The organism is Mesorhizobium sp. M7A.F.Ca.US.002.01.1.1 (assembly GCF_004022955.1).
In the GTDB taxonomy this organism is placed as follows: Bacteria; Pseudomonadota; Alphaproteobacteria; order Rhizobiales; family Rhizobiaceae; genus Mesorhizobium; species Mesorhizobium ciceri.
In genome coordinates this window covers 1-23,184 of sequence record NZ_RZQE01000023.1, presented here as the reverse complement: position 1 = coordinate 23,184, position 23,184 = coordinate 1, and the positions used below count along the sequence as shown (strand labels likewise).

Sequence of the window (23,184 nt, the reverse complement as noted above, 5' to 3'; positions counted from 1 at the left end):
GGTGTTGGTTCCAAGAGTCCCCCGCGCGATCGCAGCGCCCCGCAAGCCCCATTTTGCCCGGACCTACGTGCAGGTGCTTGCCGCCATAGTCCTGGGAGCCGCAATTGGCTACCTCTATCCGGAAACCGGCCAGAGCCTGAAGCCGCTCGGCGATGCCTTCATCAAAGTCGTCAAGATGATTATCGCACCTGTCATCTTCCTGACAATTGCGACCGGCATTGCCGGCATGAGCGATCTGCAGAAGGTCGGCCGAGTTGCCGCCAAGGCGATGGTTTATTTCCTCACCTTCTCGACACTTGCACTCGTTGTCGGACTGATTGTCGCGAATATCGTTCAACCTGGCGCCGGCCTCAACATCGATCCGGCCTCGCTCGATGTCCAAGCCGTTAAGGGCTATGTGGCCACGGCTCACGAGCAGTCCGTGACCAGCTTCCTGATGAACATCATCCCGTCAACGATTGCCAGTGCCTTCGCGGAAGGCGACATCCTGCAAGTCCTGTTCTTCTCGGTCCTGTTCGGCATTGCTTTGGCGATGACCGGAGAGACGAGCAGGCCGGTCGTTACCTTTCTCCAGGCGCTTACCGCCCCCATTTTTAAGCTCGTCGGCATTCTGATGAAGGCTGCACCCATCGGCGCCTTCGGCGCAATGGCCTTTACGATCGGCAAATACGGAATCGGTTCGGTGGCCAACCTCGCGATACTGGTCGCGACGTTCTATCTTACCGCCTTCCTCTTCGTGTTCGGGGTTCTCGGCGCGGTCTGCCGCTACAACGGCTTCTCGATCTTTTCTCTCGTCCGCTACATCAAGGACGAGCTGCTGCTTGTCCTGGCAACGTCCTCCTCGGAGGCCGCGCTGCCCTCGCTAATGGAGAAGATGGAGAAGGCCGGCGCCGCCCGTTCGGTCGTAAGTCTCGTCATCCCTACTGGATACTCATTCAATCTGGACGGTACCAATATCTACATGACGATCGCCGCCCTCTTCATCGCCCAGGCGACGAACACAGATTTGTCAATTGCCGATCAGATCCTCCTGCTGCTAATTGCGATGCTTTCCTCGAAGGGTGCGGCAGGCGTCACCGGCGCCGGCTTCATCACATTGGCCGCTACTCTCTCTGTCGTGCCGAGTGTTCCCGTTGCCGGAATGGCTCTAATTCTTGGCGTGGACCGCTTCATGTCGGAATGCCGCGCGCTGACGAATTTAGTCGGTAATGCGGTGGCATCGCTCGTTGTCGCTCGCTGGGAAGGCGAATTGGACCAGTCACGGATGGAAACCGCTTTCCGCGGTTAGGGTTACATCAAACTGGCTCCCCGCAAGCAAGATCGCAACAGCGCGACGTGTAAGTAGCGGCCTTGACACAACAGTCGAATTGCCAGCCTCCAAAGAGCGCTGGAAATAGAGTACTAACGCAGTGAGTAATACAACACCATGAAGCCCCTAAGCAAACGAACGGTTCACGGAGACTCATCTGGGTGCGCATGGAGCGCTGTTCGTCGAATGCGCTATCCGCGGGGTGGGGGAACTATTTCAGCTTGCCGCCCCAAGCCGTCGCGGGAGCGCACCGGATGATGGAGGACCGGCCGATCAGAATCGCTAGGGGAAAGCGCGTCACAATAGCCGATCTCGCCCGCGAAGCCGGAGTCAGCGTAGCAACAGTCGATCGGGTTCTGAACGTCCGCCTTCCGGTGCGAGAGGAGACCGCCCAGCGGGTCCATGCGGCCGCGCACGCGATCGGCTATCATGCTGCCGGTCTCATCAAACAGCGCTTGCAGCAGCACCTGCCGCACTACAAGCTGGGCTTCATCTTGAGAAAACCTACCCACGATTTCTACCAAGATTTCGCTCGCAAGATCGAAGAGTCGGTCAGTATGGCTAAATCCTTCCACGGCCTTCCGATCATCGAGTTCGCGCAGTCACATTTGCCGCGTGACCTGCTCCCGCTTCTTAAGGACCTTGGGAGCCGCTGCCAGGCGATCGCCATGGTGGCGGCCGATCACCCGAAAATCACAGCATCAGTCGAGGAGCTCAAGGCGAAAGGTATCCCGGTATTTTCGCTGCTATCCGACTTCGCCGATGGCGTGCGCGAGGGCTACATCGGCCTCAACAACAGCAAGGTCGGACGGACTGCCGCTTGGGTGTTTTCCAAGGCCGCAAAACGGCCCGGCAAGGTGGCGGTGTTTGTCGGAAGCCATCGCTTCCAGGCGCATGCGACGCGGGAAACGGCCTTTCGTGCGTATTTTCGTGAGAACGCGCCAAAATTCGAGGTGCTTGATGCGCTCGTGAACCTTGATGAACGGCAGCTCACTTACGAAAAATTGCTGGATCTTATGCAGCGGGAACCAGAGCTCGTCGGCTTCTATATGGCCGGCGGGGGGATAGAGGGGGCAATTTCCGCGCTCCGAGAAGAGGGGAGCGGTCAGGATCTCGTCGCGATCGTGAGTGAAATGACGCCGCAGTCACGTGGGGCGCTTGCGGATGACATCTTGACGATGGCGGTCGGCACGCCAATGCGCCGACTTTGCCAGGAGCTGATAATGGCAATGGAGCGGGCCATCAAAGCCGGCGTCGCGGAGAGCCCGGGGCAGACATTTCTGCCGTTCGACATTTATCTTCCGGAAAATATTTGACCTTGATGGATTTCTATCATGAGCGCCCATTTTCCTTTCACCGATGAAAGGAAAGCTCGATTGACTCGGCCGTCTCTGTCCGATCTGTGAACCGGCGTGGTTCCGTCTTGAAAGAAGCCGGATGCCGAAATGGCAGCCGCGCTTCATGGAAGGAAAGTCAAGCAATGCGCCAGGTATCGCCCCGCTTTGCACTCGATCACATGGCGGCGCCCCGCCTTGACGTCAGTGCGCTTTTCGCGCTTGCCCGTGACCAAGGCCTGACCGACGTCCAAATCCGTTACCCTCATTTCAGCAATCCTGTCGCACGCGGCATTCCGGCTGCGGACGTTCGGTTGGCCGCTACCGAAGCGGGCGTCACGATCATCTCTGTCAACGCCTTGCAGCGGTTCAACGACTGGACTCCAACGCGTCAGGCCGAGGCAAGCAACCTCGCCGATTATGCGACGGCGTGCGGGGCGGAGACGCTCGTGTTGGTGCCGGCCAACCGCAGCTCGTGGCCCACCAATAGCGAGCGCCAGGACAATCTTCGTTTCGCTCTAAACGAGATCAAGCCAATCCTCCAGTCGCGGGGTCTGATCGGTCTCATCGAGCCGCTGGGTTTCCGAACCTGCTCGCTTCGATCAAAGAAGGAAGCGGCCGAGGCCGTTGCCGCGGTTGATGGCCAGTCCGTCTTTCGCCTCGTGCACGACACGTTCCACCACACCCTGGCCGGGGAGACATGCCTGTTCTGCGAGCTTACCGGCCTGGTGCACATTTCAAGCGTAAACGACCCGACCTTCTGGATTTACCCCGATCGCTTTCTTGCAGGTTCCGACAATGGCAGCCAGATTCAGGCGCTGCTGGATGGCGGCTACGCGGGACCTTTCTCATTCGAGCTGGTCGAGGAAGTCCATTCTCTGGACGATCTCGCAGGCGCACTTGCCGCCAGCATCGACTTTATCCGGCGAGGGCTATTGTCGTCAAAGTAGATGGTGACAGGAGTAGTGACTATAGGTGCGCCTGAATTTTCCGTGGGTTCACAGCGGGGCAGCCATCCGAGATGCCTCCTGTATCATTATCTCCCGCATCCAGATGCTTGCCGGATCGCTATTGTGGAGGGCCGGCCATTGGAGGGTCTCGGTGAATGTGGGAAATGGCAGCGGAAGTTCGATAACCCGCAGGGGGAACGTTTTTTCGAAATGCCTGACCAGCCGTAAGGGCATGGTCGCTATACGAGCTGTGCCGGACACCATAGGTGGAATCATGCTGAAGCCCTGCACGGCGACCTCGACACGTCTCTTAAGGCCATGCTCAAGCAAAAACCATTCCTCGATAGACGGCTTCATCGTACGCCCGAACCTGACCGCGACGTGCCTCATCGACATGTATCTCTCGAATGTAAGCTGCTGTGGCAGCTGCTTGTTTGTGGGACAGCCTACGCACACGAGCTTCTCGTCAAACAGCGCAACGCTTGAATGCACACTCGACGTGAACATATCCGGTAGAATTAGAAAATCGACGTCACCGCGCCGGAGAAGCTCATCGGGGCTATCGTCGACAGGCAGCAGTTCGAAGCTGACGGCGGGGGCTTCCCGTGAAATACGCTCCACAAGCTTTTCGAAAAACACGAGCGTGACGAAATCGGAAAGAATGATCCTGAAGAGGCGATCGGCTCGAGCTGGGTCAAACGGATCCGAAGAAATAATCGAGCACTGGATGTGCTGGAGAGCGTCGCGAACTGCGGGGGCAAATGCTGCCGCACGCGGGGTTAGAAATCTTTCGCGACCTCTTATCGTAAACAGTTCATCGCGGAAATAATCGCGCAGTCGGGCGACGGCCGCACTCATGGCGGGCTGACTCAGGTTAATCCTGCGTGCCGCCGCCGAGAGATTACGCTCCGTCAGGAGTGCGTCGAGCACAACGAGGAGATTTAGATCAAGTCCTTTGAAACGCATGTCATCAGCCATCCATGGGATGGATGCCTTTAACCGAAACAAACGACTTTAACAATTTAGCATTCTTGCAATCTTTTGTCGCAAAAAGTTTATGATGGATGACGTTAAGGTCCGACATATGAGCCGCGTGATCTGCCGAAGCGAGCAATCGTTCGTACTGTGCAGGTCAGAGATTGGCAGTTTGAAACGCCGGGCCGATGGCGCCGGTCTATCAACCAGCGTCTTCGGCGGCCCCGACCTAGCTAGGCGTGGAACCTAATAGGGTGCACCTTTCCAGTCCGAGGCGACTGATGGGCGGTTTGATCCTAAGCTGCCGTGAGGCCTGTGCCAATTGTATCGGCGAGCCAATGCAGCAGTCCGGCAGCGTTTTTGAGAGCTGTTGTAGGCTCGGCCTAAGCCCATTGGCGCAAGCCTATCTGAACGAAGCGCTTGGCCTTGCCGCTATCCGGTATGTGATCTGTGGTGCCTTCTCGTCCTGCTGTTCTTGTTTTGGAACGCCCTTATGGTGAGCCCATCCGGGACGTGGGGCACCGGGAGCACAAAGGTGCAGGCAGGCCGTCAATAGACCGTGGGCTGAGAGCCCGAGCTCGTTACATGGCCGCCCCTCGCGACTTTCCCGGATGCGCTGCGAGCGCGGATCAGTAGATGTCGTGTTGCCCGCCAGCTCCCGTCTTTGACCGAGCCAAGAAGGAGGAACGGGCATGCTTATCATCGGACTGGATATTCACCGCGCCTTCGCCGAAGCAGTGGCATGGGAGGAGGGCAGGCTCAGGCGACTCGGCCGCGTCGACATGCGGCGCGATCTGCTGGCGGCGTTCGCCGCGAAGCTGTCGCCGAACGATGTCGGGGTGATCGAGGCCACCGGCAACGCGACGTCCGCTGCAGCTGTGGTTGCGCCGCATGTGAAGAAGGTGGGGATCGCCAAGCCGAAACAGGTGTTTATCGTTGCCTATGCCAAGATCAAAACGACGATCGACGCCGACGTTCTTGCGCAGCTCTATGCCAGCGGCTTCTTGCCAGAAGTCTGGATTGCGGACGAGCCGACGCAGGCTCTGCGTCGACAGGTGACACGGCGCAATCAGATTGTCCGACAGAGATCTCGATTGAAGAGCGTCATCCAGTCGATCCTTCATAGCCACCTGATCCGTCCTGCCCGCATGCTGACCTGTGCGGCGCCAAGGGTCGGACCTGGTTAATCGAGCAGGTCGTACCGCAGGACGAGCGCCTCGCGATCGATGGGCATCTGCGCGAGTTCGACCGATTGGGCGAAGACCTCCAGGTCATCGAACGCGATCTTGTCCGCTCGGCTCTCGAGGATGAAGGCGTGAAGCGGCTGATGACCATTCCCGGCGTCGACATCACCGTCGCGCTGGCGATGAAGGGCGGCGATCGGCGACGTGTCGCGCTTCGACGATCCGCAGAAGCTCGTGACCTATCTCGGGTTGAACCCAAGCGTCCAGCAGTCCGGCCAGGTCCGGCCTACCATGGGCGGATCACCAAGCAGGGCCGTGGTCATGCGCGCGGCATGCTCGTCGAGGCGGCCTGGGCGGCCGCTCGTGCTCCCGGACCGTTGCGAGCCTTCTCCCTGCGGCGTGCGAGCCCGGCGCGGACAGCATGTCGCGGCCGTGGCAACCGCACGCAAACTCTCTGTCGTGATCTGTCATCTGTTGAGAAGGGCGAGAGTTACGCGTGGGCTCGACCCTCCCTGCATGCCAAGAAGCTTGCGCGATGTGGAACTCAAGGCCGGGAGCAAGGCTGTGCGCGGCCAAAAGGGAGCGCACGCCTACAACATAAAGAGCCACCGGGAAGAAGAGCGCCGCTGGGTGGAGCAGGCCGAGGGCGCCTATGCACGCCTCGTCGCCGGTTGGAACCCACGAGGTCCGAAGAGGGTAGGCACGGATGCCGCAAACGAGGCGCGACGATAGAAGCTGCGCGGCAGGGCTCTCATCTCGGACCCTGCTCTTCGCCACGCGGTCGTCCGTGCGCGACAGGAGAATAGCGCAGATTTATCAAAAAGGCTCTTGTCGATCACATCAGTGGTCTTGGGCGCTGTACGGCCGGGTGAAGACTTTGCAGGTGGCCCGGAAAGCGTTTGACCTGCAGCGAAGCAATTGTCGTCATTACGCGCTCGACCCGGGCGCCCAGCTTGGCATAAGGGCTACGTGGCCTCAGGAAGCGTCGTCGCCAATGCAGACCATGGACGAATTCCCAGCCGATGCCGAGATGCCGGTCGACCGTGCCTGTCGCCGTCCGGTGATGCGATGCCCCCGAGCGGATGAGTTCGCCCCGGATGCTCCCGGTCACGACGCACGGGTTCGGGTTCCAAGGCGCTCAGTTTTGTTCGCGCCCAATCGGTGTAGGACGCGGCAGAAATACGAGCGTGACGAAATCGGAAAGAATGATCCTGAAGCGGCGATTCGGTAGAGCCGGGTCAAACTATCCGACGAAATAAACGATCACTGGATGGGCGGGGGAGCGTCGCAAACTGGAGGGCAAGAGCTCCCGGACGCAGCGTTAAGTTTGAATACCTCCGCGGACATGGTCGCGAGCTTATCGCGCAAATAAATCGAGCAGCCGAGCGCCGGCCGCACTCATGACCGGCTGGGCTCGGTTAATCCTGCATGCCGCGCCCATGAGGTTACTTGTCCGGAGTGCGTCGAGCACAACGAGGAGATGTAGTTCACGATCTTTGAAAAGCGTGGTCAACCATCCAAAGTGTGGATGCCTTTCATCGAAACAAACGATTTCATCAATGTTCTGGAATCCTGCATGGGCAGAAGCACCTGATGGACACCGATGCCCCCACTGCCTCATGGCGTGGCGAGCGTCTTAAGAAACCGCCCGAAAGGAGATTTTTCATGCGCTCTACCGGGCAGTGGAGTGCTGGGAAAGGGAGTTGCAACTGACCGGCCATGTCAAACTGTCCGACTTCTTCCGAGCCTATGGACAGACCGGGAGACGCGCACGTGTAGCGGCTCACATCGTCATACTGCACCTACGCCACACACCGGCCGGACCTGATCCGGCTTTATGAGCATTGGGCTTTGTCAGTTGCCCAAGCGTGATGGCTTTCGCGACGCGGCGCGCCTCAGGAACTGAGCCGCGTCCAGGTCGAAACGCGGGAAAGAAAGACAGGAAACAGAATGGCCGATCAATTCGCAACGGACGTCATTGCCCTGATCAAGAAACGCGCCGAGTCGGAGAGCGGTGAGGGAATGCCTGCGTCATTCGTCGGCGAGATAACAATCGCCACGGAACTGGACGCGCTCGGGTTCGATTCGCTGGGTTTGGCGGACGTCCTCTGGGATGTGGAGCAGGCCTACGGCATCAAGATCGACATGAACACGGCCGATGCCTGGTCCAATCTCAAGAATGTCGGCGACGTCGTGGAAGCCGTCCGCGGCTTGCTTGCGAAGGAGGCTTGAATGGACAGGCGCGTCGTTATCACCGGAGTGGGCGGCCTGTGCGGACTGGGCACCGACGCCGCCTCTATGTGGAAAGAGATGCGCGAAGGCCGCTCCGCCATCGGCCCGATCGCCAATTCCGAGCTTCATGACCTGGAGGGCATGACCGGCGCTGAGATCAAGGCGCTGCCCCAGCACGACATCGATCGCAAGCAGCTCGTCTCCATGGCCCGCTTCAGCTTGCTCGCCGTGCTTGCAGCGCGCGAAGCCATGCGGCAGGCCGGACTTTCCTGCGACGAGGGGAATGCCCATCGCTTCGGCGCGACAGTGGGCGTCGGCGGCTTGGGCTGGGATGTGATGGAGGAAACTTACCGGGCCCTCCTTTTGGACGGCGCGAGGCGAGTTGGCATCCTCGCTGTACCCAAAACGATGCCAAGCGCCGCCGCCGGCCAGGTGAGCTTGAGCCTCGGCTTGCGCGGGCCGGTCTTCGGGGTGACCTCCGCATGTGCCTCGGCCAACCATGCGATCGCCTCGGCGGTGGACCAGATCAAGCTGGGCCGGGCCGACGTAATGGTTTCCGGAGGCAGCGACGCACCCTTCGCATGGGGCGTGCTGAAAGCATGGGAAGCAATGCGCGTGCTTTCACCCGATACCTGCCGGCCCTTCTCCGCCGATAGGAAGGGCCTGGTGCTGGGCGAGGGTGCGGGCATGGCCGTGCTGGAAAGCTACGAGCATGCCACGAGGCGTGGTGCCACAATTCTTGCCGAGATCGCCGGCGTCGGCCTTTCCGCCGATGCCTTCCACATTGCCGCGCCATCTGTCGAGGGGCCAGCGTCGGCGATGCGCGCCTGCCTTGCCGATGCCGGGCTGAATGCCGAGGACGTCGACTATCTCAACGCGCACGGCACCGGTACCAAGAGCAATGATCAGACTGAAACGGCGGCGATCAAGCGTGTGTTTGGAAACCACGCTTATTCGATGTCCATCTCTTCCACCAAGTCCACGCACGCGCATTGCCTCGGCGCAGCGAGCGCGCTTGAAATGATCGCCTGCGTGATGGCAATCCAAGAGGACGTCGTGCCGCCGACCGCCAACTATCGCGAGCCAGATCCCGCTTGCGACCTCGACATCACACCCAATGTGCCGCGCGAGCGCAAGGTGCGCGTCGCCATGAGCAACGCCTTCGCCATGGGCGGTACGAACGCAGTTCTGGCATTCAGGCAGGTGTAGAAGCCATGCAAGACGCCTCATTCGAGGTCACCTGTCGTATCTAGCTGCTTGAGGGGCGGGGCATTGTGATACAGGGAGGGCTGTGGGGTCCCTCCTTCTCGGCCTCGACGATGTGGGAGGAGCCTGTGCGGCGAAACGGGCTAGACGCCCCCAGGCCCAGAACTTGGGCGAAACCAACTCCCACCAAAGCACAGCCGCTTTAGTAGCCGAACAATGAAGCCTCGCTCGACGAGCCGCCGCCTCTACTGTCAGCGGCATCACGCGGTTGAAGCGAACAGCGCAGCGGCTACTGTTTCCCGCACAACTCGGACGGCAATTGGGACAAGTCCGCACATGTCGTCACGTAAGCTGAACGCCGCAGGTACAGCCAAATTGGGGGCGGGGCGTTTCTGCCGTTTTGATAGAATTCTATCAAACTGACAATTTTCCTTGCACGAATGCAAGGAGAGCTCGATTGACTCCCCTCCTTTCTTGTCAAGGATGGGTTTGCAGGCTGCGGTGCGGCAGAAGCCGGACAGAACGGCGACCGGTCGAGTAAAGGCCTGCGCAAACAAGCGCGCATATTGCGGGCGCCCGCACGGAGGAGAAGACGCTCGTCCTGGTGAAAGACAACGATGCTCAGGCGCCATTGCCATTTGCCGAGGGGGTCCGCGCGCCGGAAATTTCGAAGCAACAAAGGTGAGATCGAGAATGATGATGGCGAAATACAACACAGCTCACCGTCCAGTGCAGTTCTACCGGCGGGTGGCGGAGTGGGATGGGCTGCCAAATGGAACGTAAAAAGATCAGCAAGGAGATGCTTGGCGATAGTCAGGCGCTGCGCAAGCTGCGTGAGCACCTTGTCAAGGTGGCCAAGGCGAAGACTACGGTCCTGTTGCGAGGTGAATCCGGAACCGGCAAGGAGCTGGTTGCCAAAGCCATTCACGAGCTCTCGCCTCGCGCCAAGCAGCCCTTCATCAAGGTCAATTGCGCGGCGCTCACCGAGACGCTTCTGGAATCTGACTTGTTCGGTCATGAGAAGGGTGCCTTCACCGACGCGAGCAGTTTGCGCAAGGGGCGCTTTGAGGCTGCCGACAAAGGCACATTGTTTCTGGACGAGATTGGCGAAATATCAGGTTCGTTCCAGGCTAAGCTGCTGCGTGTCCTGCAGGAGCAGGAGTTTGAGCGCGTCGGCAGCAACCACACCATTAAAGTTGATGTTCGCGTGATTGCCGCAACGAACAGGGACTTGGAAACGGCAGTTCAACGCAAGGAGTTCCGGCAAGACCTCTATTATCGCATCAACGTCGTCACTTTACGCGTGCCGGCATTGCGCGAAAGGCGAGGTGATATTCCGCTCTTGGCCGCTCAGTTTCTCAAGAATTTCAATACTGAGAATGATCACACGCTGACCTTCGCTCCCGAAGCGATTGAGGTGCTAATGAACTGCGAATTTCCAGGTAACATCCGAGAGCTCGAAAACTGCGTTCAACGGACGGCAGTTCTGGCGACGGGTCCATCAATCCTCAGAACTGACTTTGCCTGTTACGCGGATCAGTGCTTGGCCGCGGCGCTGTGGAAGAACGGACAGCCGACGTCAGAGAAGTCGACTACGATCGAGCCTTCCGCCGCCTGTGCCGCCCCGCCCGTCGGCGACGGGCAAGCGCCGATAGGCCCTGCCACGACTCGTGGTAGGGTGCCCGATGCCGATACGGTCATTGCTGCCATGGAAAAGTGTGGCTGGGTGCAGGCAAAGGCGGCGCGCCTGCTCGGTTTGACCCCGCGCCAGATCGGCTACGTGCTGAGAAAACGCGGTATCGAGATCAAGCGTCTCTGAAACAACCCGCCGAGCAAGAGCTGGAGCAGGTCAAGCATTGGTGCTCTGGCGCCGAGCCCATCGGCCAGGCTTACGAAGTGGGTGTGAACAGCGCTGCCAAGATTCCGGCCGTGTGCTTTCTACCACCAGTCGTACTGGGGCTCTGCGACTGACAAACTAAAAAGGAGTAATCCTCTGGCGGGACCTGGTCGATACATTAGCTGATGGCTTACCGCTCGATATCACGCAATCTGAGATGGGCATGAAAGTGAGTTCGACCGCTGGACAGTTGCCGACTTCGTCAGGTATTGGCCCCTGCGACCGGTTGATCTCCGATATCCAAATTCTTGGAAGTTGGTCGAGACGAAACTGTCGCCCCGGCTCGTGACCGACCGCGCGCCCGGCAAGATCGAGTTACAAAGTTGCCGAGGCAGTTTGATGTGCGTTCCTGCATCACTGTACGGGACACGACCTGACGGGAGACTATGATGCGTAGCCAAAAAGAAAAGATGCTCGCAGGCGAGTTTTACAATGCGGCGGATCCGGAGATCCAAGCTGACCTGTTGGCAACCGGGGCTTGGCTCAAGCGGTACAATGATACGCTGGGGCAGACCACGGGGCATTGGCATGAGCTTTTGTCCGAGCGGCTGGGAGAGGTTGGGCGCGGAACGGTCATCCGTCCGCCCTTTTTTTGCGACTACGGATTCAATATCCGCATTGGAGCCAATGCCTACATCAACTTCAACTGCGTTATTCTTGACGTGGTAGAGGTCAAAATCGGGCAAGGAACGGCAATTGGGCCTGCTGTGCAGATTTATACCGCCGATCATCCACATGATGCCGAGCAGCGGCAGGCCGGCCTGCAGGTCGGGCGTCCTGTTCACATTGGCAGCCGTGTCTGGATCGGCGGTGGAGCAATCATTCTGCCTGGCGTCACGATTGGTGATAATGCAGTGGTAGGCGCTGGCTGCGTGGTCACACGAGATGTTCCCGCCGGGGCAAAGGTAGTGGGAATTCCTGCTCGCGTGGCCGACCCACATAAACAGGCATAATCAACCTCGTTGACCCTGGAGGTGCATGCGAACTGTCGAAACTGTGCCGAATTTTTGTCGAAGCCATTGAGCGCTGCATATGTTGTCGCGACTCGGGCGCTTCAGTTCTTTTGCCACGGGGGTCACAAGATCATGTGCGTAATGCCGCCGCAACGTGCTCACGTCCCGCAGCAGCGGACCCTTTCACATGGCCCAACGAATTCAGAGCCTACGTTGTGCTGCCACTAGCATTACTGCTCACGAATGTATTCCCAACTGAGTTTTCGCCCTTGGAGGCAAGCAGCGACTCACCAGCAATCGCCGGCCATTAATCCTGGCTAGCATCGACCCCGACGAGGCGAGCCGCGGCGTTGCGGATCGGCATGTCGATGACCGTGATTGCGCCTTCGGCAAGGAAACGACGTTCGTTTCTGGTCAGCGTAGCCGAATCGATCACCGCAAAATGTGGGCCAGTGGAGCGCTTCATCAGCTGTCTGGCATATGTGCGCAGCATCTGATCGTTGAAGCGGCAGCCCACGAAGAAAAAACCCCGGTTGACGCGCCGTTGCTTCACCGCGTCCGGGATCGGCGTCTGGATATCAATTTCGGTTAGGACTTCGACGTAATCGGAATCAGCCACGAGGAAGTTTGCCGCCGGCCTGACGCTGCCGTGCGGCGCATAGAGCACCGTCCTAGCCACTTGTTCGGCCTCGAGTTCTGTTCCTGACAAATCGTAAGTTCTCGTCCAGATGTTACCGATTCCGGTCGCGCGCGTCGTTCCTTGTATCTCGACAACGTCTGTTTGGCCGGCCTCTGCAAGGGCTGCTCGCATGGCGCCATCGTACCAGCTGTCGATGATGACAGACAGTTGAAGGGTTGCGAGCCAGGCGTGAAGAACGGTCGGCTCGGCGGGGGCTGCGAATATCTCCGCCATCCACGCTTGGAGAGTCCGACGATGTCGGCGCTGCTCGATAAACTGCGCGACCGACCACATATTGGTGCGAATCCTGGAAGGGGCAGGCGCCCGCTTGTTGAGGGCCGCGGCGACATCTTCAGGGGTGCAAGGTACAGGGGATTCCGGTGGGTTAAGCTGCAGAAGACCAGGACCGAGATAGGGGATCACTCGATCGGCCTTGAGAGCGCCGTTCAGCAGGTCAATCAGTTTTTTGGCAAAACTGCCCCGGACGACGACGAGATGGTCCCAGCTCAGCATCGTGTTCATACGCGTTTCCTCTCCGCCACTGAACCCACCGGCATCAGGCCCCGTCGGAAATCTTCATCGCCTCGACGGTGATCGGCAAACGCGTGTCGCGCGGAAGGTCGGGCAGCATGAGCCGCCAACCGTTCCTGAGCGTCACGGTCCCGCCCCATAAGTCAGCGTTCTCAATCTCGGTGATCGGCTCTTCGAGATCCTTCTTGGGGACATAAGCCGACAAGCCAGTAGCGGTCCTGCGAATCATTACTTTCATCCGGCTGTTCCCCCGTTGGAAATGCCTTCAGCTCCGCAGGGAACCTCGACTTTGTCGAGGCTAATGAGTTCGCGCGCTCGCATGCCGACGACCGTGCCACGATCGATCCATTCGACCGCATAGATGAAGAATTGCTGGAGAAAGGTTCCAATGTCGCGCACGTAGCCTTCGTCGCCCTTCCGCACGAGGTTTTCGCCGATCTCCTTGCCGGGATAGGTGCCGTCGTTTTTTATGTGGCGTATCGCACGGACCCGCTCACCCTGCATGAACCGTGGCGGTCTGCCGATTTCGACCTCCTGTTCGCGTCTGGACCACATGCTGTCCATTCCTTTCTCGAGGCTTTTGTTGTGGTCGCGGGTTGCAGGCGTCGTCGTGCGGCGAACCCGACCGTTTCGGTAGGAATCAAGCGGGAACGCAGGTTTTCGGTACCGGACAGACCGACACGCATTGCTGCGTATCGAAGGCCTCCTTGCATTCGGTGCACTTGTTTGGATCGATCACATAGGCGTCGCCCTTGAACTTGATCGCTTCCGAAGGACATTCGAACTCGCAGGCCCCGCATTGGGTACATTGGGATGCGATGATCTTTAAAGCCATTCTAACTCCTGGTTATCGGACGAGACGGCTCAGGCCGTCGCCGCTAGTGGTCTGATCCCAAACTCTGCCGCGTAAAGTGCGCTGACTGCGGTCTCGATGTAGTCATGGCCATAGGCGTCGGTTACGCGCAGTCCAACTCGCGAGAGTTGTTCCTTCGGGCGATTTCCGATCTTGGCGCATAGCACTATGTGTATGCCTTCGAGCGCTGCGATGACGCCCTCGAGGATGGCGTCTTCGCCCCCGCCTCCGAGGCAATACCGCTCGACCTTCCGATGCCCGACCAAGCTGATCCCTCTAGGCGAGACTTCATAAACCTGGAATTCCTTCGCGTGGCCGAAGTGTTCGTTGACCCGTCCACCTCCCTTAGTGGCCACCGCAACCAGAAGCGACTTTTCGGAGTCTGTTGCCTTGACCATACCGATGGCCTCGCTCCTCGCCGCCTCATGATCACGGCGCTCGTGTGCGACCACCTGCCGATAGGCCTGACGCTTGCCAGCATCGTAGGCGACATCGTCGGGAATACCGTCCAGCGTGAATTCCTGGCCACGATCTTCACCGAGCAGGCCGACAGCATCTGCCCGGCACTGCCGGCAGTGGCGCATCAACTTGGCGCCACCTTCAAGTCGATCCTGAAGAGCCATCATCTCCGTTGCCGTTGGGCCGCGCTGCCCGATGAGTCCGTAGTGGGTACCGTGCGCCGGGTCCGAAATCAGAGGCATCACGTTGTGCAGAAACGCGCCCCGCTCCCTGACCATTTTGTTCACCTCAAACAGGTGCTGGTCGTTCACTCCAGGAATCATCACCGAGTTGATTTTGGTGAGGATGCCGCGCGCGCTCAGCATCTCCAGGCCCAGCATCTGCCGCGCGTGCAAGATTCGAGCGGCTTCGATGCCGAAGTAGCGGCGATTTTCATAAAAGATCCATGGATAGATCTTCGCGCCGACTTCCGGGTCGACCATGTTGATGGTGATCGTCACGTGATCAACATTCATTTCGGCAAGCTCGGCGACATGGTCCGGCAGCACGAGCCCATTAGTGGAGACGCACAGCTTTATGTCGGGGATTTCCCTGATGACGCGGTCGAACGTTGCCTTCGTTTTCTCCCAATCGTAACAGGCATCCCCCGGCCCAGCGATGCCAAGAACCGAAAGCTGCGGAACTTTGTTGGCAACGGCGATGACCTTGCGTAGCGCTTGGTCGGGCGTCAACTTCTCAGACACAACACCAGGCCGGCTCTCGTTGGCGCAATCGTATTTGCGATTGCAATAGTTGCACTGGACATTGCAAGCCGGCGCGACCGCCACATGCATACGCGCGAAATAATGATGCGCTTCCTCCGAAAAGCAGGGGTGATCCTTGATCCTTTCCCAAATAGCCGGATCCTCTTCGCCCGGGCTGGTCGGCGACGAGCCGTAGGAAGACGATGCGCAGCCACCGGATTTCGCGGCTGCCAGAAGACCCTCGGATGTCGTGCTAGTCGGCCCCTCAATCGAAACTGTCGGTGAGGACATCAAACGGCTCCGTTGCTGGTAACGTCGCGGTTCAAGGTGCAAGAGCCATACCAACTGAAAAAAGCGGCTTCAGTTCACTATTCGGGTCGATATCGCATTGTGTCAGGCCGGCGCGACACAATTTTGTCCTGCTTGCGACAGTGCAAGTCCAAATCCGTTCAGAAGCACGAAGCACTCCTTGTCGCGCACAGGGCGCGCAAGACCACTGGCCTGACGATTGGCTCATCAGGCTCTTAGAAGTTCCTTCACCTCGATACTATGCCGGCGTATCGCCTAGCCGACTTGTCGCAGCTTGAGGCCGAGAATTCGAGCCGCATTAGCCTGAACCCAGCCGGCCTTCTCCATTGTGTCGATCAGCCGTCACGCTTCGTCCGCCGCGGTCCCAGCCCCCGTCCGGCCGTATCGTTAGAATCGCAAGTGGCCATCTCGTGTTCAGGCGGGCGCCGATGCGCCGAACCGGCATCGTGCTGGCCCGTGAGAGCTCGTCGATGACATTGCCACGTTCCGAAAGATTGGTTCCTTCCAGAGGAGAACGCCAAGCACGCAGTTCTCCGGCTCGCGGACGTTGCCGGGGAAATAGCATTGCGAGATCAGCTCAACTGCCGACGGCGCAAAGCCATGGTTCTCCATATTTCAAGGGTAAGCGCTGTGTCCTTCCAGGAGGACCCGCGATCTGTGGGCCTGCCGATTCTGAGGTGGATCGGAGATCGGCTTGTGTCTGAACTTGAACTTACGATTGACCCTGAGCGGCAGCCTCGGCGTTTTCGAGGGTGATCAACGGCGCTGTTGGTCGGCGGCATTGGTCGATGGACGACAAGGCACGGAGTCATCTCCGAGACCCTGGAGCCGACGCGGTGATCTCGGAGGTTGCCCGGCGCTACGGGCTGCGGCCGCGGCGGAACGCTCGCAAGCTTGCGACGTCGGCAGGACAGGCCACTCCCGCCTAGTGGTTTCGGTGGCGCCACCGGAACGACCCGTTGGGCCTACATCCTTGCACCAGAGCTCAAGGCCACGGCCTGAGAATCGGCCGCCGCTCCCCCTACTTGGTTCCTCAGCCGACAGCGCTAAGAAGGAGAGCAACTTCCGTCGGCGCGAGGATCATTGCGTCGTGGCCAGTGGCGAGTTCCTGCCACGCCCAGCCATCCTGCTTCGCGACCCATTCTCGCGCTCCCGCCATCGGCGGGTGGAGTGGATTAGTGCAGACGACATAGGTTCGGGGTCTGCCGTTGCCGAGCGGGTGCTCGAGCTTAAGTCCGCTTTCGTAGGTGCCTGCCGGATGCGGTGTTATCCGGCGCCGCACCCAGTCCGTGAGCGAGTGTCCCTCGGGAGTGCCGAATGCTGTTGGCGGCGGAGTCGGCATGAAGATACCCCGTCCTTCCTCCGCAACCAATTTTCGACGGGCGGCGACGATGTCGGGGGGCATGGTGCTGAATACACTTTGACCGCTCTCGACGATGGCGCCGTCGAGATAAACGAGATGGCTGATATGGTCGGGTATCCGGTCGGCGGCGCCGGTGATGCTGATGCCGCCTAGACTGTGACCGACAAGGATCACATCGCTCAGCTCTTCCGTTACAATGTGGTTGACGATGTCGGTCACGAATGTGTCGGGCGTGATGTCCTTGCACAGCAAACGTGCGCGTTCGCCGACACCTGTCTGGGTAGGCGTGGTCACGTGGCATCCCATCTTGCGAAGATTGGCGGCGACGTCCCGCCAACACCATCCGCCATGCCAGGCACCATGCACTAGCACATACGTCTTTATCATGGATTGTGCCGTTCCATTTGCTCACCGGCCGTTGTGGCTGCCATCCGGCACGATGGCCGGACATTGTCCAAAGGGGCTCGACCACGTTACCGGTGGTAAGTCCGGCACAGGCGCCCCGTGGCCTGAGGATACCCCTACCAAGTCGAGGAAACTTGAATTGCGAAACCCAATATTCACTAGCTCTTTGCAAGTGGATGGAGAGGCTCATGGTGTGCCGCAGTTGCTCGCTGCCGGCATGCTCTTGGCACCGGCTGATCATCCGAACTTGAACAGGACACCAAAGCCGCCGCGCGGATAGTTCCACTCGATGTCGCCGCCTTTCTCGCACAATATCCGGCAGGTGCCGCATTCCATGCAGCCGTCGGCGGTGATCTCGACTTGACCCTTGTCATTCAACTCATAGCATTTCGCCGGACAGACGTAGGTCAACGCAAGCAAGTTCGCGCTTGGCTTGTCGTGCGGTCGCACTATGATATGGGGGCGGCCGGAATCGACCAGATAGCGGTTCTGGTAAAGTTTGTCCTCGACACGAACCTTCGTCACTGCGATCGTCATCTTGTACCCTCTTCAGCGCCATGCCAATGCCAGGCGGACCGCGTCGCTGACCAACCCCCAGCGCGAGCGCGCGTTGATGAAGGCGGCCGTGGTGTTCTTTTCCTTCTCGATCTTCGGCGTGCCGTCGACACGCATGAAGGTCTGAGCGGCATGCGACATCAACCGCGGATAGCTGTCAAAAAAGTTGCTGGAATTGGTGTGGAGTAAGGCTGGCATGTCCTTGTATTTCTTAAGATCCTTGATCACAAAGGAGTCATCCAGCATCGTCTTGTAGAGCGCAAGGTTCGCTTTGGTCATAGGACCGTTGCGGCTTTTGACTTTGATGATCGCCTCAGCCGCGACACGACCCGAGGTCATGGCAAGGTTCGAACCCTCACGGTGAATGGCATTGTTCAGTTGCGCTGCGTCGCCGACGATGACCCAACCGTCGCCGAATAGCTGCGGAATGGCCCTGTAACCACCTTCGGGGATAAGATGGGCGGCATATTCTTTCACCTCCGAGCCAGCGATCAGCGGCCGGATCGAAGGATGGTTTTTCATCGCATCCAGGAGGGCGGACGGGCTCTCCATCGTCGCGGCGAAATCCGAGACCAGGCAGCCGATGCCGAGTGAAATCGACTCCTTATTGGTGTAAAGGAAGCCGAGCCCGGCCATGCTGCGAGAGATCGTGCCCACGGCCTCGATTACGCAGCCTTCATCGCCCTTCACCCCGAACCGCTGGCCAATGACCTCTTCGGGCAAGAAATGCATTTCCTTGACGGCAATCGCCACGGTCTCCGGCTTCGGCATCTCGCGCAGGCCTGCGCGAGTGCCAAGCAATCCCGACACCCCTTCTGCGAGAACGACCACATTCGCGAAGACCACTCCGCCAGCCCGGTCTGTGCGGACGCCGATCACCTTGCCATTGCCATCACGGACGAGTTCCGTCGCGGTCGTCTCACACAGGACCGTCGCGCCAGCCTCGCGCACCTTGCGGGAAAACCATTTGTCGAACTGGGCGCGGATGATCGTGTAGCGGTTGGGTTTCGCCTCATTGAAGTCGTCCGACCGGTAATGAATTCCGGTGTGAGACGTGTCGTCCATCACCCAAAGTCGCTGTTCGACCAGGTGCCGCTCGAGGGGCGCATCATCCCGGAAGTCCGGGATGATCTTCTCCAGCATGTTCGCGTACATTATGGCACCCTGGACGTTCTTAGAGCCCGGATATTCCCCGCGCTCCAACTGCAGGACCTTCAGCCCCTGGCTTGCCAAAGTGTAAGCAGCTGCGTTTCCAGACATGCCGGCTCCGACCACAATGGCATCGAATTGTTCAATCATGTCCTCTCCCTCAACTCGCAAGCTTGTCTCGACTGTGCGGCGACAGCCGCCGGGTGAAGGCTTCCGTCAGTGCGGGCAGGAAGCGGATTGCATCCGTGACGATCCCGAGGTGGGCGAACTCGAAAATCGGCGCGTTCGGATCGGTGTTGATCGCGACGATGAGATCGGCCCCCTCGACCCCAACTCGGTGCTGGATGGCGCCGGAAATTCCGGCCGCGATGTAAAGCTTCGGTCGAATGGTCTTGCCAGTTTGTCCAATCTGTCGATCAGCCGGCATCCAGCCCTTCTGGACCAAGGGGCGCGAACAGCCATGCTCGGCGCCGATCGCTCGGGCAAGATTCTTCACAAGCTGAAGGTTCTCCGCCGCTCCGAGACCGAGGCCTCCCGCAACCACGACATCCGCATAGGCAAGATTTGCCATTGCCGACTGGTTATCCGGTAGGAAGCCGAGGACTTTGGTGACGATATCGTCCTCAACGAGCGACAGCTTGTGCCGCATGACACGCCCGACCGGCTTATCCACCCGTTGCGGCATAGGCATGACCCTTGGTCGCACCGTCGCCATTTGCGGCCGGTAATTTAGTGTATAGATCGTACACAACAATGAGCCACCAAAAGTCGGACGGGTCGCGGCGAGTGAACCGTCGGAATCTACATCAAGTTCGGTGCAGTCGGCCGTGAGCCCCGTCTGCAGGGTCGTCGCTACCGAGCCTGCAAGATCCCTGCCCAGTGTGGTCGCGCCGAGAAGGAGGATTTCGGGTTTATGGGTATTGACCAGATCCGTGAGCGCCTTGGCGAACGGCTCGTTCCGGTAGTCGGCGAGCGGCGGCGCATCGACGATGTAGACAAGATCCGCCCCGTAAGCGAAGGCCTCGGCAACAGCGTCCTCGACCATCTCGCCCGGCGGTCCCAGCACGACGCCCGCGAGCTGGACTTCAAGCTTGTCGGCTAATTTGCGGCCTTCGCCCAGCAGTTCGAATGATACAGGATGCACATTGCCGCGTTCGAGCTCGAGGAAGACCCACACGTGCCGGTAGTCTTTGAAACGGTCGGGAAGTTCTTTCTTTACACCGGCACGGCCGGGGGCAATGCGAGGGGTAGTTTGGCTTGCGGTCGACATTTTCTGCTCCTGGCCGTCACGTGCCGCTGTTGAAGGCCAGCTCATGTTCCAGCGCCGGCCGGCGGGTTAAGATATCGGCGATGAGTTCATCGGCTATGTCCTGCAAGCCCCTTTCCGCGGTGTCGATCTGCGCCGCCCTTTCTGCCCGTGCGGTGGGGGCGAAAACACGCTTGACGACTGTAGGCGAGCCACGCAGACCGCACCGGGTGAGATCGTCAATGCCGGCGTCGGCTGCAGTCCACTTCACGACTTGGCTGCGCGCCGCGCACAGAGCCTGCTGGAGCGAGCCCCGGCGGATTTCGTTGGTGTCTTCCAGCATGGTAATGAGGCAAGGGAGTCTGCTCTTCAGCAACTGGGTGCCGCCTTCGGCGCGACGAGCGACTTCGATCTCTCGCGTATCGAGATCGATGGAGGCAATCTTCGCGACATAGGTAAGTTGCGATAAATCTAGGCGCTTGGCTATGCCCGGTCCGACCTGGGCGGTATCGCCGTCAATCGTCTGCTTGCCGGTGAAGACGATGTCCGGCCTGCCGAAAGTCTCCCCAATTTTTGCGATTGCTTGCGAAAGAGCAAAGGAAGTCGCCAGCGTATCGGATCCGGCAAAATAGCGGTCCGTCAAGAGAACTGCTCGGTCAGCACCGTAACCGAGCGCCTTTCGCAGCGAGTCCTCCGCCATGGGCGGACCCATTGTGAGCACAGTAACCTCGCCACCATGAACGTCGCGCAGTTTGAGCGCTTCTTCGAGGGCGAACAGGTCGTAAGGATTGATGATGGTCGGAACACCCTGACGCATGATCGTGTTCGTCACCGGGTGCACGCGGATCTGTGCCGAATCCGGCACCTGCTTGATGCAGACTACGATATGCATTGGCGGTTTCTCTAAGCTCCCAGTCCGGATTCGTGCTTGGCGGTTCACCTCATTGCCTGCATCGTTCATGCCAAGTCGTCTTCCTGCCTCTATTCCAGAAGGTGGCTTCGTTTGCTTCCGAGGAGGCGTCATGAGGACTGGATTTGTCGACTTCTCGACATTGTCGCGTCGCAGCCGTGTCGGGCTCATTACTTTCCGAACCGCTTCAGTGCAGAGTCGAGCGGGACGAAGGCGCGGCCAGGTGCGGGACATATGTTTGGATCGTGGTCCCTTAGCACCTTGAACACACGTTGCGTGAGCGGCGAGGAAGTCGCGAAATCTTCGTAGGCGCGTTCCAGCTTGGCGCGCACCCGCGCGGCGATTACCTGGTTAGGCAGACCGGAGAAATCTTCTTCGGCAAGGTATTGGCCCACGCGCTTCATGATATGGAGCCGCGAGACATTCATCACTTTCGGGTCGTAGGAGACGTCAAGGCAGGCGAAGAAGTCCTCCGCGGCCGACAGGCCCTTCAGTCGCGCTAGGATATCGGTGCGATCGATCGGGCGGCTATCAGCGGAGCAGTTCATTGTATTCTCCCGGCGCGAAATTGTGGTGTCGATGCATTGGTGACATTGCTGACGGCGTGCCGACCTCTGGCACGGCGGCTGGGCAAGAGACTTGGCGATCTCAAGCTTTTCTGAAGTGGTGAAGGCGACCCCGAGTTTAACTGCTCTCCTTGCGCAGGGTCGTCACGTTGAGGAAGACCTCACGGCTCGTCGGCTATTGTGCCGCTCGGACCCGGGCCGGAATGAAGCTGTTCTGCACCTCGCCCGCACAGTCCAGCACTGGGAACGGCCCGTAGCTTCTCGGTGATCGCAGGCAGGACCTCAAGCACGCGGTCTACGTCATCTTCGCCGTTGTCACGCGACAAGGAGAAGCGGACTGCCCCACATGCCGCGTTCATAGCGATCAGAACATGGCTCGGTTCCAGTGAGCCAGAGGCACAGGCGGACCCGGCGGAACAGGCGATTCCCAGCCGGCTCAGGACAATTGGAATTGCATCGCCTTCGATACCTTCGAATCCAATGTTTGCAGTGTTTGGCAATCGCTCTTGCGGATCGCCGTTGATGGATGTGTTTGGGATGCGCTGGATGATCCCGTTCTCAAGGCGGTCGCGCAACCATTTTATTCGTTTTGTCTCGTCCATGAATTTCAAGGCGAGTTCGGCCGCCATGCCCAGTCCGACTATGCCGGGTGTGTTTTCAGTGCCTGCACGCCGGTCGCGCTCTTGGTGCCCACCCTTGATCATGGAGGAGAAGCGCACGCCACGTCTTACATAAAGCGCGCCTATCCCCTTTGGACCATGCAGCTTGTGGGCGGAGAGCGACAGCATGTCGATCGCGGTCGATTTCAGCTCAATCGGAAGCCTTCCGACCGCCTGCACTGCATCAGTGTGGAAAAGCGCGCCGACTTCCCTGGCTAGATCGGCAAGCTTAACCACGGGAAAGATCGTACCGGTCTCATTGTTCGCCCACATTATCGAGACGATTGCCACTTGTGGGGTGAGGGCGGTTCTGTAGGCGTCCAGGTCGAGCCGGCCGTAGTGATCGACTGGGATAATGTGCACCTTGACGCCGCGCGTCTTCTCAAGGTGCGCGCACAACTTCAGAACGGCCGGATGTTCAACCGCGGAAGTCACTATTTCCGTTCGGTCGGGCATCACCTCCAGCGCCGAAAGGATGGCTGTACTGTCGCTTTCAGTCCCGCCCGAGGTGAAGATGATCTCGTCCTCGAATCCCGCGCCGATGAGGGCTTGCAACTGTTGCCTCGCCTTTCTCACGGCTTCAGCAACCGATGCGCCATAGGCGTGCATGGACGAATGATTGCCAAATTGCTCCGTAAAGAAAGGCAACATCGCTCCAACGACTGCAGGATCAACCCGCGTCGTTGCGTTGTTGTCGAGATAGACAGGGTTCATGGG

Annotated in this window: 20 protein-coding genes and 3 pseudogenes; 8 read left to right on the top strand and 15 right to left on the bottom strand. The window is 59.2% G+C overall.

The genetic code is table 11. The features are described 5' to 3' along the window. Positions 1 to 4 precede the first annotated feature (4 nt). From EN932_RS04985 to EN932_RS04975, 3 genes are all read left to right on the top strand, one after another. Positions 5 to 1,288: a dicarboxylate/amino acid:cation symporter gene (locus EN932_RS04985; protein ID WP_210326678.1), complete on the top strand. Its 1,284-nt coding sequence runs from the start codon at positions 5 to 7 to the stop codon at positions 1,286 to 1,288. 275 nt (positions 1,289 to 1,563) lie between these two features. Continuing rightward, positions 1,564 to 2,625 carry a LacI family DNA-binding transcriptional regulator gene (locus tag EN932_RS04980; protein WP_051695606.1) on the top strand — a complete coding sequence of 354 codons (1,062 nt, stop codon included), beginning with the start codon at positions 1,564 to 1,566 and terminating at the stop codon, positions 2,623 to 2,625. Between the two features lie 164 nt (positions 2,626 to 2,789). Next, complete coding sequence (locus tag EN932_RS04975) at positions 2,790 to 3,593, top strand: TIM barrel protein (RefSeq protein ID WP_063169395.1); 804 nt, start codon at positions 2,790 to 2,792, stop codon at positions 3,591 to 3,593. Between the two features lie 48 nt (positions 3,594 to 3,641). Here the strand turns inward: EN932_RS04975 and EN932_RS04970 are convergent, their stop codons facing one another. Beyond that, positions 3,642 to 4,559 carry a LysR family transcriptional regulator gene (locus tag EN932_RS04970; protein ID WP_063170390.1) on the bottom strand — a complete coding sequence of 306 codons (918 nt, stop codon included), beginning with the start codon at positions 4,557 to 4,559 and terminating at the stop codon, positions 3,642 to 3,644. Between the two features lie 701 nt (positions 4,560 to 5,260). Here EN932_RS04970 and EN932_RS04965 point away from each other — a divergent pair. From EN932_RS04965 to EN932_RS04955, 3 genes and pseudogenes are all read left to right on the top strand, one after another. Beyond that, a pseudogene (locus EN932_RS04965) lies at positions 5,261 to 6,484 on the top strand (IS110 family transposase). A gap of 1,218 nt (positions 6,485 to 7,702) precedes the next feature. Beyond that, positions 7,703 to 7,984 (top strand): acyl carrier protein, encoded by a 282-nt coding sequence (locus EN932_RS04960; RefSeq protein ID WP_029356603.1) that lies wholly within the window; start codon positions 7,703 to 7,705, stop codon positions 7,982 to 7,984. After that, positions 7,985 to 9,193: a beta-ketoacyl-[acyl-carrier-protein] synthase family protein gene (locus EN932_RS04955; protein ID WP_063169394.1), complete on the top strand. Its 1,209-nt coding sequence runs from the start codon at positions 7,985 to 7,987 to the stop codon at positions 9,191 to 9,193. Between the two features lie 257 nt (positions 9,194 to 9,450). Here the strand turns inward: EN932_RS04955 and EN932_RS04950 are convergent, their stop codons facing one another. Beyond that, positions 9,451 to 9,903 carry a hypothetical protein gene (locus EN932_RS04950; RefSeq protein WP_127262932.1) on the bottom strand — a complete coding sequence of 151 codons (453 nt, stop codon included), beginning with the start codon at positions 9,901 to 9,903 and terminating at the stop codon, positions 9,451 to 9,453. 62 nt (positions 9,904 to 9,965) lie between these two features. Here EN932_RS04950 and nifA point away from each other — a divergent pair. Beyond that, positions 9,966 to 11,009 (top strand): annotated as a pseudogene (gene nifA / locus EN932_RS04945) (nif-specific transcriptional activator NifA); the annotation flags it as partial. Between the two features lie 464 nt (positions 11,010 to 11,473). After that, a complete protein-coding gene (locus EN932_RS04940) occupies positions 11,474 to 12,040 on the top strand; it encodes a sugar O-acetyltransferase (protein ID WP_024505228.1) in 567 nt (188 codons plus the stop codon). Between the two features lie 307 nt (positions 12,041 to 12,347). Here the strand turns inward: EN932_RS04940 and EN932_RS04935 are convergent, their stop codons facing one another. The 13 genes and pseudogenes from EN932_RS04935 to nifS all read right to left on the bottom strand — a co-directional run bounded on the left by EN932_RS04935 (position 12,348) and on the right by nifS (position 23,181). After that, on the bottom strand, positions 12,348 to 13,241 hold the full coding sequence (locus EN932_RS04935; RefSeq protein WP_024505229.1) for an SIR2 family protein: 894 nt from the start codon (positions 13,239 to 13,241) through the stop codon (positions 12,348 to 12,350). Positions 13,242 to 13,275: 34 nt separating this feature from the next. Beyond that, entirely contained in the window at positions 13,276 to 13,488 is a 213-nt protein-coding gene (gene nifT, locus EN932_RS04930) for a putative nitrogen fixation protein NifT (RefSeq protein WP_024505230.1), read from the bottom strand. Continuing rightward, entirely contained in the window at positions 13,485 to 13,805 is a 321-nt protein-coding gene (locus EN932_RS04925; protein WP_024505231.1) for a nitrogen fixation protein NifZ, read from the bottom strand. The genes nifT and EN932_RS04925 overlap by 4 nt, the downstream gene beginning before the upstream one ends. An 85-nt stretch (positions 13,806 to 13,890) precedes the next feature. Then, a complete protein-coding gene (locus EN932_RS04920) occupies positions 13,891 to 14,085 on the bottom strand; it encodes a 4Fe-4S binding protein (RefSeq protein ID WP_024505232.1) in 195 nt (64 codons plus the stop codon). Between the two features lie 29 nt (positions 14,086 to 14,114). Beyond that, positions 14,115 to 15,596: a nitrogenase cofactor biosynthesis protein NifB gene (gene nifB / locus EN932_RS04915; RefSeq protein WP_063169393.1), complete on the bottom strand. Its 1,482-nt coding sequence runs from the start codon at positions 15,594 to 15,596 to the stop codon at positions 14,115 to 14,117. A gap of 273 nt (positions 15,597 to 15,869) precedes the next feature. Then, positions 15,870 to 15,956: pseudogene (locus tag EN932_RS04910) on the bottom strand (helix-turn-helix domain-containing protein); the annotation flags it as partial. Positions 15,957 to 16,647: 691 nt separating this feature from the next. Continuing rightward, the gene (locus EN932_RS04900) at positions 16,648 to 17,364 is read right to left on the bottom strand and encodes an alpha/beta fold hydrolase (RefSeq protein ID WP_063169392.1); all 717 of its coding nucleotides are present in this window, start codon (positions 17,362 to 17,364) and stop codon (positions 16,648 to 16,650) included. A gap of 255 nt (positions 17,365 to 17,619) precedes the next feature. Next, positions 17,620 to 17,919: a ferredoxin family protein gene (locus tag EN932_RS04895; RefSeq protein WP_024505235.1), complete on the bottom strand. Its 300-nt coding sequence runs from the start codon at positions 17,917 to 17,919 to the stop codon at positions 17,620 to 17,622. A gap of 12 nt (positions 17,920 to 17,931) precedes the next feature. Continuing rightward, entirely contained in the window at positions 17,932 to 19,236 is a 1,305-nt protein-coding gene (locus tag EN932_RS04890; protein WP_063169391.1) for an FAD-binding protein, read from the bottom strand. Between the two features lie 10 nt (positions 19,237 to 19,246). Next, on the bottom strand, positions 19,247 to 20,356 hold the full coding sequence (locus tag EN932_RS04885; RefSeq protein ID WP_024505237.1) for an electron transfer flavoprotein subunit alpha/FixB family protein: 1,110 nt from the start codon (positions 20,354 to 20,356) through the stop codon (positions 19,247 to 19,249). A 16-nt stretch (positions 20,357 to 20,372) separates the two neighbouring features. Continuing rightward, on the bottom strand, positions 20,373 to 21,224 hold the full coding sequence (locus EN932_RS04880) for an electron transfer flavoprotein subunit beta/FixA family protein (protein WP_063169390.1): 852 nt from the start codon (positions 21,222 to 21,224) through the stop codon (positions 20,373 to 20,375). Between the two features lie 188 nt (positions 21,225 to 21,412). Further along, on the bottom strand, positions 21,413 to 21,790 hold the full coding sequence (gene nifW / locus EN932_RS04875; protein WP_063169389.1) for a nitrogenase stabilizing/protective protein NifW: 378 nt from the start codon (positions 21,788 to 21,790) through the stop codon (positions 21,413 to 21,415). 179 nt (positions 21,791 to 21,969) lie between these two features. Further along, entirely contained in the window at positions 21,970 to 23,181 is a 1,212-nt protein-coding gene (nifS, locus tag EN932_RS04870) for a cysteine desulfurase NifS (RefSeq protein WP_063169388.1), read from the bottom strand. Positions 23,182 to 23,184 lie beyond the last annotated feature (3 nt).